We start from the raw sequence: 15,503 nt of genomic DNA, 5'->3' as shown, positions 1-15,503 counted from the left end.
TCAGCCCTTGCCTTGCAGGCCGTTGATGACCTCATCGAGGTCCAGCCGCCGCACGGGTTTGGGCAGGTTGGCGCGGAAGCCCGCCGCGAGGTAGCTTTCAAGCTGATGCGGTTGGGCATTCGCGGTGATCGTCAGCGCGGGAGGTGCCGGGGCGCGGGCGGCACGGGCGCGGGTTTCGATCTGCTTGAGCGCGGCGATGCCGTCGAGATCGGGCATCGCGATGTCGAAGCAGAGCAGATCGAAAAGGCCCGGTGCCCATTTCGCCACCGCCTCCTGTCCGGTTTCCGCGGTGGTCACGCTGTGGCCGAGGCGGCGCAGGAAACTGGTGAGGATTTGCAGGTTGATCGGATTGTCGTCGGCAAGCAGCACACGCAGCCCGCCCGTCATGGTTGCAGTGGTCATGTCAGCCCCCCTAAGGCCGTCTGTATCACGAAAGGGTCAACGGCGGGGGGTAGAGATGGCTTAGGCCGGGGTGGCCTTTGGCGGGACGCTGTTGTTGTATGGCAGGGTGAAAGGTCACAGGAGAGGCTTCGATGACGGATGGACGTCTTGCGCTGAACGATGGGCGGGTGATGCCGCAGCTTGGCTTTGGCCTTTGGCAGGTGCCGGCGGATCAGACCGCGCGGGTGGTGCGCGAGGGTGTGGCGGCGGGATACCGGCTGATCGACGGGGCGGCGATCTATGGCAATGAGGAGGGGCTGGGCGAGGGGCTGCGCGGCATGGCCGTGCCGCGTGAGCAGGTCTTTGTCACCACGAAAGTCTGGAATGACCGGCAGGGCATGGTGGAAACGCGCCGCGCGGTGGAGGAGAGCCTTGGGCGGATCGGGCTGCCGCAGGTGGATCTGATGCTGATCCACTGGCCCTGCCCGGAGCGGGGGAAGTTCCTGGAGACATGGAAGGCGCTGATCGCGCTGCGCGAGGAGGGGAAGGTTGCCTCGATCGGGGTGTCGAATTTCCGTGTGTCTGATCTGGAGCGGATCATCGGCGAGACGGGGGTGGTGCCGGTGTTGAACCAGATCGAATTGCATCCCCGGTTGCAGCAGGCGGAGTTGCGGGCCTTTCATGCGCGGCACGGGATCGTAACGCAGAGCTGGACGCCGCTGGGGCAGGGGAAATCCTTCGAGGCGGCCCCGATCCGGGCGGCGGCGGCGCGGGTGGGGAAAAGCCCGGCGCAGGTGATCCTGCGCTGGCATGTGCAACTGGGCTGTTCGGTGATCCCGCGGTCCACCCGGGCGGCGGGGCTGGCCGAGAATCTGGATATCTTCGACTTTGCGCTGACGGAGGCGGAAATGGCCGCCATCGCCACGCTGGAGGCAGGGGAGCGGACGGGCCCGGACCCCGCCAGCTTCAACTGACCTTCGGGGGTTTCGGCCAGTACTGGCGGGCGGCGGCCAGCGCGAATTGCAGGGCAAGGCCGCCCGCGATGATGAGCGTGTCGGCGAGGAAATCCTCGCCCGTCACGTGTTTGACCCCCTGAAGGCCGATGCAGAGCACCGATCCCAGCGCGAAGACGGGCAGGGCCTGACGGCCGAGGAGTTCGAAAGGCGCGGCCAGCGCATGCGCGCAGGCGCGGCGGATGAGGACGAAGGAGGAGAGGAAATAGGCCAGCGCGAGGATATGCAGCAGGCGCGGGGCGGTGACATAGGTCTTGTCGAAGGCGGTGATGTTCCAGGGCAGGTGGAAGGTTTCCTTGGCCAGCCAGAGGGTATGCCCCGTCATCTTGGACACCGCCGGGATTTGCACCGACAGCGCGGCATAGAGGAGGAAGAGGCCGGTCAGGATCTGGAGCCAGCGGCGGACGGGGACGAGGCGGCGGCCATCCTTGAGCATGACGCCGGTGACGAGGCCCGTGACAAAGATCACCTGCCAGGTGAGCGGGTTGAAGAACCAGACGCCGGAACTGGGATAGTTCGGCGGACCGAGATGCCACATCCCTGCCAGCAGCCAGACCAGCGCCGAAACCGCGAGCAGCCGGAGCGGCCAGCGCCAGGCGGCGAACAGCAGGACGGGCGAGACGGCCAGAAGCACGAGATAGAGCGGCAGGATGTTCACATAGCCGAACTGGTGGGTGAGAAGCACAAGGCCGACCATGGTGCGGAGCGGGTCGAGCCAGACCCATTTCATCTGGTTCTGGAACAGCACTTCGGAATTGCCGAGCCAGAGCGCGACGGCGGCTGCCGCCGCGATGGCGGCAAAGGTGCAGAGGATGTGGACGAGGTAGAGCGTCCAGACCCGGCGCCAGACGCGGGCGAGGCCGGTCCAGAGACGCATTGACGCCTCTCGGAAGTCAGCGGAATAGGCGAGGCCTGCGGCGATGCCCGACATCATCACGAAGCCTTCGGCGGCGTCGGAGAAGCCGAAGTTGCGGCTGGTCCAGTCCTCGAAGGCGTTGCCCGGAACGTGGTTGATGAAGATCATCACGAGGCAGAGGCCACGGAACACGTCGAGGCGCGGGTCGCGCGTCGAGGGCGGGCGGGGAAGCGAGGGCTGGGAAGGCGAGGGCATGGATCACCGCAGCGCCCGGAGCGGCGCGTCGGGCGGGCTATTGCCCGCTTCGTGACGGTTCTGCAAGGGTTGCGTGACGGCGGCGGCAGAATGCTGCGCGGCGCGGACGGGGATCAGGCGGCGGTGCGGTCTTCGAGGTCTTCGTCCCAACGGACGAGGATGCGGTCGTGCAACTGCATCACCGGGGCGGGGGCGATCTCGGTTTCGACGGTGAAGAGCGCGCTGCGGCTGGGGCGCGAGGACCAGGAGATCAGCAGGGGGGCCAGCACCATCGGCAGGGCCACGGGCATGAGCCAGAGCACCAGTTCGGGCGAGAGCCATTGCGCCATGACCAGCACCACGCCGCCGGTGGTGACGATCCAGTGCGAAGCGGCCCAGGCGTCGCGGAAATTGAGCGTGCCGTCGCCCCGCGTCTGTGCGGGCCAACCGCCATCGGCGCCGCGCAGCACCTGAAGCACCGAGCGGGTCTGGAACATCAGGAAGATCGGCGCGGTGAGCGAGGAGAAGAGCAGTTCCGTCAGCGTGGATTGCAGCGCGCGGATGCGCCCGCCGAAGCCTTGCGTGCGGCCGCGCAGCGCGGCGTCGAGCAGGATCAGGAGTTTCGGCAGGAAGAGCAGCCCGCCGACACCGACGGCGAGGCCGAGCGCCTTGGACACCTGGCTGACCGGGATCACAGGGAAAGGCCAGTATTCGATGGGGAAATAGTCGATCGGCGGCGCGAAGAGAGGCGCCGCGATGGAGGCGGCGAGGAAGGCCAGCCAGAAGACCGGGGCGATATAGGCGAGGATGCCTTGCAGGAAGACGAAGCGGCTCCAGGGTTTGAGGCCGGGGGCGAGGAGGAGGCGCGAATGCTGAAGATTGCCCTGGCACCAGCGGCGGTCGCGCTTGGCATGGTCGATGATGTTCTCGGGGGCTTCTTCGTAGCTGCCTTGCAGATCGTCATCCACCCGCACTGTCCAGCCCGCGCGGGCGAGGAGGGCGGCTTCGACATAGTCATGGCTGAGGATATGGCCGCCGAAGGGGGGCTTGCCCGAGAGTTCGGGCAGGCCGCAGCTTTCGGCGAAGGCGCGCATGCGGACGATGGCATTGTGGCCCCAGAAGGGGCCGGTGCGCCCCTGCATCATGGCAAGGCCGCGGGCGAAGATGGGGGAGTAGAAGCCGCCGGCGAATTGCATGATCCGGCCGAAGCGCGAGCGGGCGCGGATCACCTTGGGCAGGGTCTGGAGGAGGCCGAGGTCGGGCGCGGCCTCCATCCGGCGGACCATTTCCACCATGGTCGCGCCTTCCATCAGGCTGTCGGCATCGAGGATGATGGCATAGCTGTAGGCCGCCCCGGCGCGTTTGATGAAATCCTCGATATTGCCGGCCTTGCGGCCCTTGTTGCTGGTGCGGCGGCGGTAGAAGATGCGGCCTTCGCCATGGGTGTCGGCCAGCAGGCGGAGGAACCAGATGCGTTCACGGGCCGCCACCTCGTCATTGCGGGTGTCGGACAGGATGGCGAAGTGGAAGCGGTCGCCAAAGCCGGTGGCGCGCAGGGAGGCGTCCATCGCGGCGATGCGGGCGAAGGTGGCGACGGGGTCTTCGTTATAGACCGGCACGAGGATGGCGGTCATGGCGCGGACCGGCCCCGGATCGCGCGGCACGGCGGGAGGCTGCGTCGTCAGCCCCGCAAGCGCTGTGAAGGCGCCCCAGGCCAGCCAGAAGGTGGAGGCGAAGATCAGCAGGGCGCGGAGCACGTCGAAGGCATCGAACCCGTCCGATGCGCCGAATTGCAGGAAGACGACAAAGCCGAGCCCGGCGGCAAGGAAGGAGGCCGTCAGGGTGAGGGTGCGTGTAAGATACACCCGGCGCAGAGGGGCGGCCCCGGCCCCCATTGCCTAGTGACCGGCCTTGCCCACGCGCCAGAGGCGGGCGCGCAAGAGTGCGGAGAGAAAGCCCGGACGGGCCGAGGATTCCAGTTGCTGGACGGGCATGGCGAGAGGAGCCTGGGGCAATGCGCCCAGCTCTTCCGCCAGACGGTCCAGATCGAATTGGTCCGGCTTCGCGAGATCCATCATGCTGCGTTGATCCACTGATAGAGCCAGTTTTCGGTCAGTTTGCGGTCGAAGCCCGCGAGATGGGCCGCCAGTTCGACAACCGCGCCATCGGCGGCGGAAATGTCGATGACGAGACGCCAGATATCGCTATCCGGGATCTTTTCGACCACGGTTCCCGTGATCTCACCATTTGCAATCGTTACGACGGCCTCGATCTCGGCATCGGGTTCCATCCCGCCGATGAGGCCGCCCTTGTAGTCCACCACGAACTTGCGCGTGCCCTGCTGCACCTCGACCCCGGCGAAGCCGCCATGGCCCGAGCGCGTCTCGAAGACATAGGCCAGCGGTTCGCCCGAGTCATGCGCGAGGTCGCCCCAGTGCAGGCGATAGGCGAATTCCCGTGCATCGCCCGCCTTGGCCGGGGCTTCGGGCACCCAATAGGCGACGATGTTGTCATTGGCCTCCAGATCGGAGGGGATTTCGACAAGGCGCACATTGCCGTTGCCCCAGTCACCCAGCGGTTCGACGTCCAGCGAGGGGCGGCGTTCATAGCGGGAATGGGTGTCCTGGTAGCTGTCGAAGAAGCGGTCGCGCTGATGCAGGCCGAAGCGGCGGGGGGCGGTTTCGGCGAAGTAGCTGCCCGTCAGTTGCGGCGGGTTGTTGAGCGGGCGCCAGATCACATCGCCATCGGCGCGCAGGATGCGCAGGCCGTCGCTGTCATGCACATTGGGGCGGAAATCGTCGAATTCGGCGCGGTTCTTTTCCGAGAAGAGGAACATCGAGGTGAGCGGCGCGACGCCCAGTTCGGCCACGTCCTGCCGGAAGAAGAGGCGGCAGGTCACATCCATCAGGGTTTCGGTGCCCGGCGTGATGACGAAGCGGTAGGCCCCCGTCACACTGGGGCTTTCCAGCGTGGCATAGACGGTGATGCTGTCGCCGCCTGCCGTGTCGCGTTCCATGTAGAAGCGGGAGAAGCGGGGGAATTCCTCGCCCTGCGCGGTGGCGGTGTTGAGCGCGAGGCCCCGCGCCGAGATGCCATAGGCGGAGTTGCGGCCGAGGGCGCGGAAATAGGAGGCGCCGACGAAGGCCACGAGTTCATCCCATTTGTCGGGACGGTTGATCGGGTGGTTCAGGCGGAAGCCCGCCACGCCGGGCAGTTCCGCATGTTCGGGGACGCGATCGGCGAGGTCGTTGAGATATTCGAAATCGTCGGTGGAAAAGAGCATCTCGGAGGCCATGCCGCCCTCGACCTCGAACAGGCGGACCGGTTCGGGGAAGAGCCAGCCCATGTGGAAGGCGGCGAGGCGGAAGCGCGTCTCTTCATCCTTCCAGCGGGCGCGGTCATCGGCGAAGCGGATCAGGCGATAGTCATCGTAATCCAGATCGCCGAGGAAGCCTTCGGGTGCGGGCGCGGTGACATGCGGCTGCGTCGAGAGGAGGCGCATCTCTTCGGTCAGCAGATCGAAGGAAAATTGCTGCGGTGCCGCAACGGGCGCTGCCTTTTCGGCGGCGGCGGCGTCCGTGGTCGATTCTTGTGCAAAGGCACGAACCGGCAGGGCGACCATCGCTGCGGGCAGCGTGGCCGCTGCAACGGAGAGGAGGGCCCGACGGGAAAGTGGGGCGTTCAGAGAGCGTGGCATCGGCATAGAGGTCTATAACCCAACGGTTTTTACCCGCGCATGGCGCCTGCGCGACTCAGCGCGGCATATAGGGGTGAGGGGATGCCGACTGCAAGCGGGGTTCAACGGGGCGTGATCGACGCGGCGCAAAATCGCCGCGTTTCTGACGGCATTGCGCACAATTATTGCGCAGAACTTTCGCTGCGGGTGCAAAAAGATGCGGGCCAAGCGGTTGATGCGGCCTTTGCGCGGGCGAGAAAGGTATGGGTCCCATCCGTTTGGAAGCATAGGCCGAAACCGCCCTTCGGGTTACCACCCCTGTCGGGGGCTGCCCATCTGGGACAAGCCGTAGGTGGTTGATGCTTGACGATACGGAAGCGGGCCGATCCGGGCCGCAGGGGCTGTTCGCCGCCCTTGCGCAGCCGCAACTTGCGCGCTTCCCACAGCGCCTTGAACTCAACCCCTTGCGGGAAGGCGGGCTGTTCGCGGCCACCTTCATCGCGCTGTCGCTGCTTCTGACGCTGGCACAGGTCCGGGCCGAGACCAACGGGGCGATTGTCGATCTTCTGCCGAGCGAGGCGGTCTTTGCCCTGCTGATGGGCGCGGCGTTGTTCCCGCTGCGGCTGCTGTGGCTTGCCTTCGGCACCTATGCGGTGGCCTTTACCCTTTCGGTATTGCTGCGGGTCTGGCTGGAACCTGGCTATTTGCCGGCCGGTGTGTCCGTCGCGCCGATGATCGGGTTCGGGCTTGTGCTGAATGCCATTCCGGCGCTGGCAGCGGGGTTCTTCGGGCGCTGGCTGATGACGACGATCCAGGAGAGGGGATTGCCGGAACGCGCCGGGCGCGAGGACAAGGTACTGCTGATCGGCACCGTGGCGGCCTATGTCTTGCTGACGGCGGCCATGGTGCCTGTCGTGGTGAGCGCGCTTTACGATCCGACCTGGACGACGCCCCTTGGGGACAGCAGCGATCTGGTGGAGGCGGGGCTGTTTCGTGCCGCGCGCATCGGGCTTTGCGCCATGGCCTTGATGCTTGTGCTGCTGGATCGTCCGGATGCGAAGAACATGGCGGTTGCGCTGGCGATCCAGCCTGCCTTCATCCTGCTGGGTATCCTTCAGATGAAGGGCTTTGCCGTGCATCCCACGCTGGACGTGGTGATGCTTGCGCTGGCGGTGGCGCTGCTTGCGCCGGCCTATGCGGCGGTGCTGGCGAATGTGGTGGGGGTGATCGTCTATGTCGCCATCACCGGCCAGTTTCTGGTTCAGATCCCCATCACCTCGCCCGATGTGCTGCGTCTGGAAGTGGCCTCTGTCCTGCTGATGATGCTGGTCTGCCTTCTGCTGCTGCTGCGACACGGGACGATTGTGGAGCGGCGGCAGAGCGCCGAGACCATCGCCCGGCTGGAACGGGTGCAGGCCCTGGCGACCGTGGGCTATTTCGTGCTGGACCTGAGCAGCCACCAGGTGCGGGTGGATGGCGCGGCGGCGGGCATCCTTGGCACCGCGCAACGGTTTGATCTGAGCGAATTCCTGCGCCGAGTGCATCCGCATGACGCAGCGACCATCGTGAAGGCGCTTTCGAACCAGTCGATGGGGCAGCGGATGCAGACCTTCCAGCTTTCCCCCGGACCGGTCTGGGCCGGAGAGGAGGGCGCGCGGTTCATCAGCCTGCACGGCTGGTTCGAGCAGCGGGACGCGGCGGTCTATGCCTATGGTGTTCTGATCGACCTGACGTCGGATCACCGCCGCGAGGTGGCGCTGGCCGATGCGCTGGCCTCATTGTCGGAGCATCAGAACCGGCAGACGGAGATTTTCTCGATCGTTTCGCATGAGTTGCGCACGCCGGCCTCGGTCATTTCGATGCTGGTGGAGGAACTGGACGGGGGGGCAAGCTGGGAGGAGATGGGGCCGCGCATGCGGGCGGTCAGCGAGCAGCTTCTGTCGGTGCTGGCCGACATGCGCCAGACGGTGCGGCCGGAGGAGAACCTGCCTGTCCGGATCGAGACGGTGCGGCCCAGCGAGATTGCCGAGACGGTGCGGAATACCTTCCTGCTGATGGCCGAGGCGAAGGGGGTGGAGATCGGGCTGGATCTTTCTCCCGTCGCCTGGATGCCGCGGATGACGGATCGGGTGCGGCTGGTGCAGGCGCTTTCCAATCTGGTGAAGAATGCGATCCTGCATTCCGAATGTGGCCGCATCATCATCGGCTATGTCGAGGCGGACGGGCCGGTTGCGGTGTGGCGGGTCACGGATGATGGCCTTGGTGTGCCGGAAGAGGCGCGGGCGGCGCTGTTCGAGCCGTTCCGGCGTGGGGATGGGTTGAGCACGGCACGGACGGATGGGTCGGGGCTGGGGCTTTATGTCACCAAATCCTCGATCGAACTGCTTGGCGGGAGCGTGGAGTATCTGCCTGCCGAAACAGGGGGTTCGGTCTTCGAGCTGCGGGTGCCGATGGCGGTTCCGGCGGAGGCCGAGGGGATGCCGGCCCCGGTTGCGAGCACGAAGCAGCCGGGCCAGCGGGGGCGCATCCTGATGGCCGAGGACAGCGAGCTGATCGGGGAATTGCTGGTGGCGCGGTTGAACCGGCTGTTCGAGGAAGTGGTCTGGGTGAAGAACGGGGCAGATGCCCTGGCGGCCTACAAGATCATCCAGCCGGATGTGGTGCTGACCGATCTGTTCATGCCGGAACTGGGGGGGGATGACCTGACCTCCACCCTTCGGGAACTGGGGGCGGATTGCCTGATCATCGGGATGACCGCCGCCGCCATCGGGGATGAGCGGACCCGGTTCGAGGAGGCGGGGACCGATCTGGTGCTGACGAAGCCGGTCTCCACCCGCCAGTTGCTGGAGGTGCTGGACCGGCTGGAGGCCCGCGCCCGTGCCCGTTCGATGACCTGAAGGGGCGGGGTCAGGGGTGGGACCCCTCGGCCTCGCGCCGCAGCAAGCCCATGAGTTCGTTGAGGGATTTGCGATAGCGTTCGTCGATCAGGCGGCCTTCGGCGTCGAAGGCGCTGCGGGAATGGGCGATCAGGACTTCGGGGCCGGGGAGGAGCCGGGGGCGGAAGGGGTTCAGGCAGAGGCGGAGGGAGAATTGCGACCTTTCGCCCCCGGCGCGGCCATCGGCGGCCGAGACGATGGCGACCGGCTTGTCGCGCCAGGCGGCGCCGGGGACGCGCGAGACCCAGTCGAGGGCATTCTTCAGCACGCCGGGCAGGGCCTTGTTGTATTCGGGCGTGGCGATGACGATGGCATCCGCGGCCTTGATCTGGGCATGCAGGCGGAGCACGGGTTCGGGAAAGCCTTCCGCGATTTCAAGGTCTTCGTCGAAGAGGGGAAGGCGGAGGTCGGCCTCGGTCTGGATCGCCTCGCCGAAGGCGCGGCGCGCCTCGGCCAGCAGAAGGCGGTTGGTGGAGGCGGCGCGGAGCGCGCCGGGGATGCCGAGGAGGGTGAGCATACTGGGGGGCCTTCCGGGAGTGTTCGGTGTCTTGCTTGGGCGGGAAGGTATGCGGTTCATCGGCGGCTGCAAGGGCAAGGCCGGGCGGCATCCGGCGTGCCGCGTCCTGTGCCGCATTCTGTGCAGCGAATTGTGGCCACGGGGCGCGCGCCGGGTGAAGGGCGCGTTAAGGTTAATGGGTGGCGGCCGGGATGGGGGGAGAAGTGGGGGTGGGGGTTGGGTGGTGGCGGGGTGAACCCCGCGCTACGGAGGGTGCGGGGGATGGCGGGGTGAACCCCGCCTTACGGCGTTACGAGTGGAGTGAGGATGTGGCGGGGGACGATGGGGCGGTAGCGCGGGTTGTGGGGTTGGATCGGTCGAGGGGGTTGTGGGGGCGGCGGGGAGATCCCCGCGCTACGGAGGGTGCGGGGGGGGGCGGGGTGAACCCCGCCTTACGGCGTTACGAGTGGAGTGCGGATATGGCGGGGGACGATGGGGCGGTGTCGCGGGTTGTGGGGTTGGATCGGTCGAAGGGGTTGTGGGGGCGGCGGGGTGAACCCCGCCCTACGGAGGGTGCGGGGGGCGCGGCGGAGTGAACTCCGCCTTACGGCGTTACGAGTGGAGTGCGGATATGGCGGGGGTCGAGGGGGCGGTGGCGCGGGTTGTGGGGGTGGATCGGTCGAGGGGGTTGGGGGAGTGGCGGGGAGACCCCCGCCCTACGGAGGGTGCGGGGGGGGTGGCGGGGTGAACCCCGCCCTACGGTGTTACGGTACGGCGGAAGGTCAGGGAGGTGGGGCGGTCATAGCCGGGATGCGCGGTGGCGGCGGTCTGGACAAAGCCCAAATGGCGGAAGGTGGCCTGATTGGCCGTGAGTTCCACCCGCGTCTGGAGTTCCAGCGCCGGTAGGCCGAGGGCGCGGGCGCGGCTTTCGGCCAGGGTCAGCAGCGTTCGCCCGAGACCCTTTCCCTGATGCGGCGGGTCCACCGCGAGCTTGCCGACATAGAGCGCCCCCGGCGTGACGGTCAGGAAGACGCAGGCGCAAGGCGGGGTGCCGATCACCCAGACCTCGCCACTGCGGGCCTGTGCGGCGATGCCTTCGGGCGTGAGGCGGTGGAGAGAGGAGGGCGGGTCGATGACCCCCTCCATCGGTGCGAAGGCGCGCCGGATCAGGGCGAGCAGCGCGGGCCAGTCATGGGGATCAGTCGCCCGATGTGGCGTCATGGCGGGGCAATCCGTCATGGATGTCGGCCCAGGGCTGGGCTTCGGCGACATGGACATGGGCGGTGGGTCGGTAGCTTTCGGGATGGTCGAGGGTGCCGGCGTAGAAATGCGTCTCGCCGGGGAAACGGTCGGCACGATAGGCCATGGGCGTGCCGCAGGTCGGGCAGAAGAGACGTTCCACCCCGGGAGAGGAGCGGTAGAGCGCGGGGGTGCCTTGCGTCCAGCGCCAGCGGCCATCGGGCAGCCCGAAGAAGGAGGCGAAGGCGGAGCCCGTCGTGCGGCGGCAGCTTTCGCAATGGCAATGCATCTGCCAGAGCGGCGGGGCATCGGCGCGGTAGGTGATGGCGCCGCAGAGGCAGCGGCCTGTGATGGGCGGGTGCATGGGATGAGGGTAGCGCGGGGCGGAGGGGCGGTAAACCGGGTTCTCCGGGTGGGTTCGCGGCGGTGGCGGGTGGGTCGGCTGACCGGGCTGGGGTTCGGGGGCGCTGCGGGGCGGTTATCTGGGGTTTGCGGCGTCGGATGAGTATTTGGGCCAAGGTGAAATGGGGGGTCGGGTGGCAATCACGGGTTGGCGGCCGGTGATGGGCTGGTGCAGGGGGCGAGGGTAGTGCGGGGCGGAGGGGCGGAAAAATGGCTTGTCGGGGCGGTGGCGGGGCGGGTCGGCGGACTGGGATGGGGTTTGGGGGCGCTGCGGGGCGGTTCGCGGGGGTTTGCGGTGTTGAATGAGTATTTGGGCCAAGGTGAAATGGGGGGGGCGGGTCGTCCTCATGGGTTGGCGGCCGGTGATGGGCTGGTGCAGGGGGCGAGGGTAGTGCGGGGCGGAGGGGCGGTAAACCGGGTTCTCCGGGTGGGCTCGGGGCGGTGGCGGGTGGGTCGGCGGAGCGGGATGTGGTTCGGGGGCGCTGCGGGGCGGTTATCTGGGGTTTGCGGCGTTGAATGAGTATTTGGGCCAAGGTGAAATGGCGGATCGGGTTGAAATCACGGGTTGGCGGCCGGTGATGGGCGGGTGGGGAGGCGGGGGGCGGGGGTGTTGGGCCTGCGTCCGGGGTGCGGGTCCGGAGGTGGAGCGGCCGGAAGCCGCGCGGGGGATGGTGGGGGTGCCGCAATATCTTGGGGATAAGCGCGCGAGGGTGGCGATATGCGGTGTGCGGGCGGTTGACGGGACGGGGGAAGGTAGGGACGATGCGGGTTTGACGGAATCAACCGGGGATGATCGCCCTTGCGTTTCACCAAGCTGCGTCTGAACGGGTTCAAGAGCTTTGTCGATCCCACGGATCTGGTGATCCATGAGGGCTTGACCGGCGTGGTCGGGCCCAATGGCTGTGGGAAATCCAACCTGCTGGAGGCCCTGCGCTGGGTGATGGGCGAGAACCGCCCCACGGCGATGCGCGGCGGCGGGATGGAGGATGTGATCTTTGCCGGGGCGGCCACGCGGCCCGCGCGGCATTTCGCGGAAGTGGCCCTGATCATCGACAATCAGGAGCGGCTGGCGCCTTCGGGCTTCAACGAGGCGGATCAGATCGAGATCGTCCGGCGGATCACGCGGGATGCGGGATCGGCCTACAAGGCCAATGCCAAGGATGTGCGGGCGCGGGATGTGCAGATGCTGTTTGCCGATGCCTCGACCGGGAGCCATTCCCCGGCGCTGGTGCGGCAGGGGCAGATTTCGGAACTGATCAACGCGAAGCCGAAAGCGCGTCGTCGGGTGCTGGAGGAGGCGGCGGGCATTTCGGGCCTTTATGCGCGGCGGCATGAGGCGGAACTGAAGTTGCAGGGGGCGGAGCAGAACCTGACCCGTGTGGATGACGTGCTGGAGCAATTGGCGCAGCAGCTTTCCACGCTGAACCGGCAGGCCAAGCAGGCGGCGCGCTATCGCGAGATCGGCGAGGAGTTGCGGCGGGCGGAGGGGATGCTGCTGTATCGGCGCTGGCGCGAGGCCGAGATGGCGCGGTTGGAGGCCGAGGGCGTGCTGCGCGAGCGGCTGGTGGCGGCATCGCAGGCGGAAGCTGCGGCGCGGACGGCGGGCAAGGCGCGGGAGGGGCGGGAGGATGTGCTGCCCTCGCGGCGGGAGGAGGAGGCGATTGCCTCGGCCATCCTGCAACGGCTTGTGGTGCAGCGCGACGGGCTGGCCGAGCAGGAGGCGCGGGCGCGGGCGATGATCGAGACGCTGCGCGGGCGGATCGAGCAATTGGTGCGCGACATGGAGCGCGAGGCGGGGCTGAACCGGGATGCCGGGGAGACCATCGGGCGGCTGGATTGGGAGATCGAGCAGCTCGCGCGGGCCCATGAGGGGCATGAGGATCGGCTGGCCGAAGCGGCGGAGGCGGCGCGCGAGGCGGGGGCGATCCTTGGGGATCGCGAGGCGCTGCTGTCGCAGGCGACGGAGGATTCGGCGCGGCTGGTGGCGCGGCATCAGTCGGCGCAGCGGATGCTGAGCGACACGCGCGGGAGCCTGGAGAAGGCAGAGGGCGCGGCCGCGGCGGCGCGGGAGGCGGTGGAGGGCGCGACGGAGGCGCTGGCCTTCGCGTCGGAGGCGTTCGAGGCGGCGGAAGAGGCGCAGGAGGTGGCGGTCGCGCAGGCCGAGGAGGCCGAGACGCTTCTGGAGAAGGCCGAGGCGGCACGGGCCGAGACGCAGGGGCGCGAGGCCGAGGCGCGGGCGGCGCGGTCGGCGGCAGAGGGCGAGGCCAATGCGCTGCGCGCGGAAGTGGCGGCGCTGGCGCGGCTGGTGGAGCGGGAGGCGAGTGCGGGGACGCAGTTGCTGGACCGGCTGGAGGTGGAGCCGGGGTTCGAGAAGGCGTTGGGTGCGGCGCTGGCCGATGATCTGCGCGCGCCGGAAGTGGGGAGTGACGGGCGGTCGGGCTGGGCGATGCTGGCCGATTATGACCGGCCGCAGGACCTGCCCGCGGGCGTGGCGCGGCTGTCGGCGCATGTGACGGCGCCCGGCGTGCTGGCGCGGCGGCTGGGGCAGATCGGGCTGGTGGACCGGGCGCAGGGGGCGGCCTTGCAGGCGGCGCTGTTGCCGGGGCAGCGGTTGGTGTCGAAGGACGGCGATCTGTGGCGCTGGGACGGGTTCCGGGCGGGGGCGGAGGATGCTCCGAGCGCGGCGGCGCTGCGCTTGCAGCAGTTGAACCGGCTGGTGCAGTTGAAGCGCGATCTGGAGGATGTGGCGGCGCGGGCGGAAGGGGCGCGGCAGGCGCATGAGGCCTTGCAGGCGCGGCTGGCCGATCTGGCGCGGGCCGATCAGATGGCGCGGGATGCGCGGCGGGCGGCGGATGGCCGGGTGACCGAGGCGAACCGGGCGGCGGCGCGGGCGGAGGCGGACAAGTCCATCGCGGCGGGCAAGCTGGAGGCGGCGCGGCTGGCGGTTTCGCGCTTTGAGGATGAGGCGATGGCGGCGCGGGCGCGGCTGCGCGAGGCCGAGGCGGCGATGGGTGACCTTGGTGATGTGGAGGCCGCGCGCAATGCCGTGGAGGCGGCGAAAGTTGCGGTGGAGGCGGCCCGGCTGGCCATGCTGACCCGCCGGTCGGCGCATGACGAGTTGCGGCGCGAGGGCGAGGCGCGGGTGCGGCGGCGGCAGGAGGCGGTGAAGGAGCTGTCGGGCTGGAAGCACCGGCTGGAGACGGCGGAAAAGCGCATCGCCGAACTGGCGGAGCGCAAGGCCGAGACGGAAGAGGAACTGGCCGAGGCCAGCGCCGCGCCCGAAGAGATTGCCATCAAGCGCGAGGAACTGGCCGAGGCGATTGCCACGGCGGAGGAGCGGCGGCGGGTGGCGGCGGATGCGCTGGCCGAGGCCGAGGGTGCCTTGCGCGAGGCGCAACTGGCCGAGCGCGAGGCGGAGCGCGCGGCGGGCGAGGCACGGGAGGCCCGCGCACGGGCCGAGGCGCGGATGGATGCGGCGCGCGAGACGGTGGCCTATGCCGCCGAGCGGATCATGGAAGAGACGGAAAGCACGCCGGAGCAGTTGCTGACCACGCTGAAGGCGGACCCGGATCGGATGCCGGATGCCGAGACGCTGGATACCGAGGTGAACCGGTTGAAGCGGCAGCGCGAGGCGCTGGGGGCGGTGAACCTGCGCGCCGAGGAGGATGCCAAGGCGGTGTCGGAGGAATATGACACGCTGGTTACCGAGAAGGTCGATCTGGAAGAGGCGATCAAGAAGCTGCGCGCCGGGATTGCCGGGTTGAACCGCGAAGGGCGGGAGCGGCTGCTGACGGCGTTCGAGCAGGTGAATGCCAATTTCTCCACCCTCTTCACCCATCTGTTCGGGGGCGGCGAGGCGCGGCTCGTTCTGGTGGAATCCGATGATCCGCTGGAGGCGGGGCTGGAGATCATGTGCCAGCCGCCGGGGAAGAAGCTGGCCACGCTGTCGCTTTTGTCCGGGGGGGAGCAGACGCTGACGGCGCTGGCGCTGATCTTCGGGGTGTTCCTGGCGAACCCGGCGCCGATCTGCGTGCTGGACGAGGTGGATGCGCCTTTGGACGATGCCAACGTGACGCGGTTCTGCGACCTGCTGGACGAGATGACGCGGCGGACGGATACGCGGTTCCTGATCATCACCCACCATGCGGTGACGATGGCGCGGATGGACCGGCTGTTCGGAGTGACGATGCAGGAGCAGGGGGTGAGCCAGCTTGTGAGCGTCGATCTGAAGAAGGCCGAGGCTTTGGTTGCGTGATGGGGGTTGTGTGAT

The 15,503-nt window shown here is 68.1% G+C and carries 11 protein-coding genes; 3 read left to right on the top strand and 8 right to left on the bottom strand.

The window, feature by feature from the left end; genetic code table 11:
• On the bottom strand, positions 1-402 hold the full coding sequence (locus tag C0V75_RS02000) for a response regulator (protein WP_101919224.1): 402 nt from the start codon (positions 400-402) through the stop codon (positions 1-3).
• Between the two features lie 131 nt (positions 403-533).
• Here C0V75_RS02000 and C0V75_RS01995 point away from each other — a divergent pair, with 131 nt between their 5' ends.
• Positions 534-1,355: an aldo/keto reductase gene (locus C0V75_RS01995; protein WP_101919223.1), complete on the top strand. Its 822-nt coding sequence runs from the start codon at positions 534-536 to the stop codon at positions 1,353-1,355.
• Here C0V75_RS01995 and C0V75_RS01990 read toward each other — a convergent pair.
• The 4 genes from C0V75_RS01990 to C0V75_RS01975 form a co-directional block, all read right to left on the bottom strand.
• The gene (locus C0V75_RS01990) at positions 1,348-2,505 is read right to left on the bottom strand and encodes an OpgC family protein (RefSeq protein WP_101919222.1); all 1,158 of its coding nucleotides are present in this window, start codon (positions 2,503-2,505) and stop codon (positions 1,348-1,350) included. The genes C0V75_RS01995 and C0V75_RS01990 overlap by 8 nt on opposite strands.
• Before the next feature lie 113 nt (positions 2,506-2,618).
• Positions 2,619-4,379, bottom strand: coding sequence for a glucans biosynthesis glucosyltransferase MdoH (gene mdoH, locus C0V75_RS01985; RefSeq protein ID WP_101919221.1), 1,761 nt, complete (start codon positions 4,377-4,379; stop codon positions 2,619-2,621).
• 3 nt (positions 4,380-4,382) lie between these two features.
• Positions 4,383-4,562, bottom strand: a complete 180-nt coding sequence (locus C0V75_RS01980) for a hypothetical protein (protein WP_101919220.1) — start codon at positions 4,560-4,562, stop codon at positions 4,383-4,385.
• Entirely contained in the window at positions 4,559-6,187 is a 1,629-nt protein-coding gene (locus tag C0V75_RS01975) for a glucan biosynthesis protein (RefSeq protein ID WP_101919219.1), read from the bottom strand. Before C0V75_RS01975 ends, C0V75_RS01980 begins: the two co-directional genes overlap by 4 nt.
• A gap of 332 nt (positions 6,188-6,519) precedes the next feature.
• Here C0V75_RS01975 and C0V75_RS01970 point away from each other — a divergent pair, with 332 nt between their 5' ends.
• A complete protein-coding gene (locus C0V75_RS01970) occupies positions 6,520-9,057 on the top strand; it encodes a hybrid sensor histidine kinase/response regulator (RefSeq protein WP_101919218.1) in 2,538 nt (845 codons plus the stop codon).
• A gap of 10 nt (positions 9,058-9,067) precedes the next feature.
• Here the strand turns inward: C0V75_RS01970 and C0V75_RS01965 are convergent, their stop codons facing one another.
• The 3 genes from C0V75_RS01965 to C0V75_RS01955 form a co-directional block, all read right to left on the bottom strand.
• Complete coding sequence (locus tag C0V75_RS01965) at positions 9,068-9,613, bottom strand: NADPH-dependent FMN reductase (RefSeq protein WP_101919217.1); 546 nt, start codon at positions 9,611-9,613, stop codon at positions 9,068-9,070.
• A gap of 735 nt (positions 9,614-10,348) precedes the next feature.
• Entirely contained in the window at positions 10,349-10,813 is a 465-nt protein-coding gene (locus C0V75_RS01960) for a GNAT family N-acetyltransferase (RefSeq protein ID WP_101919216.1), read from the bottom strand.
• The gene (locus C0V75_RS01955) at positions 10,791-11,195 is read right to left on the bottom strand and encodes a GFA family protein (RefSeq protein WP_101919215.1); all 405 of its coding nucleotides are present in this window, start codon (positions 11,193-11,195) and stop codon (positions 10,791-10,793) included. Before C0V75_RS01955 ends, C0V75_RS01960 begins: the two co-directional genes overlap by 23 nt.
• A gap of 837 nt (positions 11,196-12,032) precedes the next feature.
• On the opposite strand from C0V75_RS01955, the gene smc reads away from it, so the two are divergent.
• Entirely contained in the window at positions 12,033-15,488 is a 3,456-nt protein-coding gene (smc, locus tag C0V75_RS01950; protein WP_101919214.1) for a chromosome segregation protein SMC, read from the top strand.
• Positions 15,489-15,503: the final 15 nt, after the last annotated feature.

Source organism: Tabrizicola sp. TH137 (genome assembly GCF_002855575.1).
Taxonomy (GTDB): Bacteria; Pseudomonadota; Alphaproteobacteria; order Rhodobacterales; family Rhodobacteraceae; genus Paragemmobacter.
The sequence above is the reverse complement of the archived record's forward strand: the minus strand, read 5'-3'. Positions and strand labels throughout refer to the sequence as shown.

Excerpts from the sequence above, each read along its gene's own strand:
- C0V75_RS01980 (WP_101919220.1), bottom strand. The coding sequence starts at position 4,562 with ATGATGGATCTCGCGAAGCCGGACCAATTCGATCTGGACCGTCTGGCG.
- C0V75_RS01955 (WP_101919215.1), bottom strand. The coding sequence starts at position 11,195 with ATGCACCCGCCCATCACAGGCCGCTGCCTCTGCGGCGCCATCACCTAC.
- C0V75_RS01960 (WP_101919216.1), bottom strand. The coding sequence starts at position 10,813 with ATGACGCCACATCGGGCGACTGATCCCCATGACTGGCCCGCGCTGCTC.
- C0V75_RS01990 (WP_101919222.1), bottom strand. The coding sequence starts at position 2,505 with ATGCCCTCGCCTTCCCAGCCCTCGCTTCCCCGCCCGCCCTCGACGCGC.
- C0V75_RS01965 (WP_101919217.1), bottom strand. The coding sequence starts at position 9,613 with ATGCTCACCCTCCTCGGCATCCCCGGCGCGCTCCGCGCCGCCTCCACC.
- C0V75_RS02000 (WP_101919224.1), bottom strand. The coding sequence starts at position 402 with ATGACCACTGCAACCATGACGGGCGGGCTGCGTGTGCTGCTTGCCGAC.
- C0V75_RS01970 (WP_101919218.1), top strand. The coding sequence starts at position 6,520 with ATGCTTGACGATACGGAAGCGGGCCGATCCGGGCCGCAGGGGCTGTTC.
- C0V75_RS01995 (WP_101919223.1), top strand. The coding sequence starts at position 534 with ATGACGGATGGACGTCTTGCGCTGAACGATGGGCGGGTGATGCCGCAG.
- mdoH (WP_101919221.1), bottom strand. The coding sequence starts at position 4,379 with ATGGGGGCCGGGGCCGCCCCTCTGCGCCGGGTGTATCTTACACGCACC.
- C0V75_RS01975 (WP_101919219.1), bottom strand. The coding sequence starts at position 6,187 with ATGCCGATGCCACGCTCTCTGAACGCCCCACTTTCCCGTCGGGCCCTC.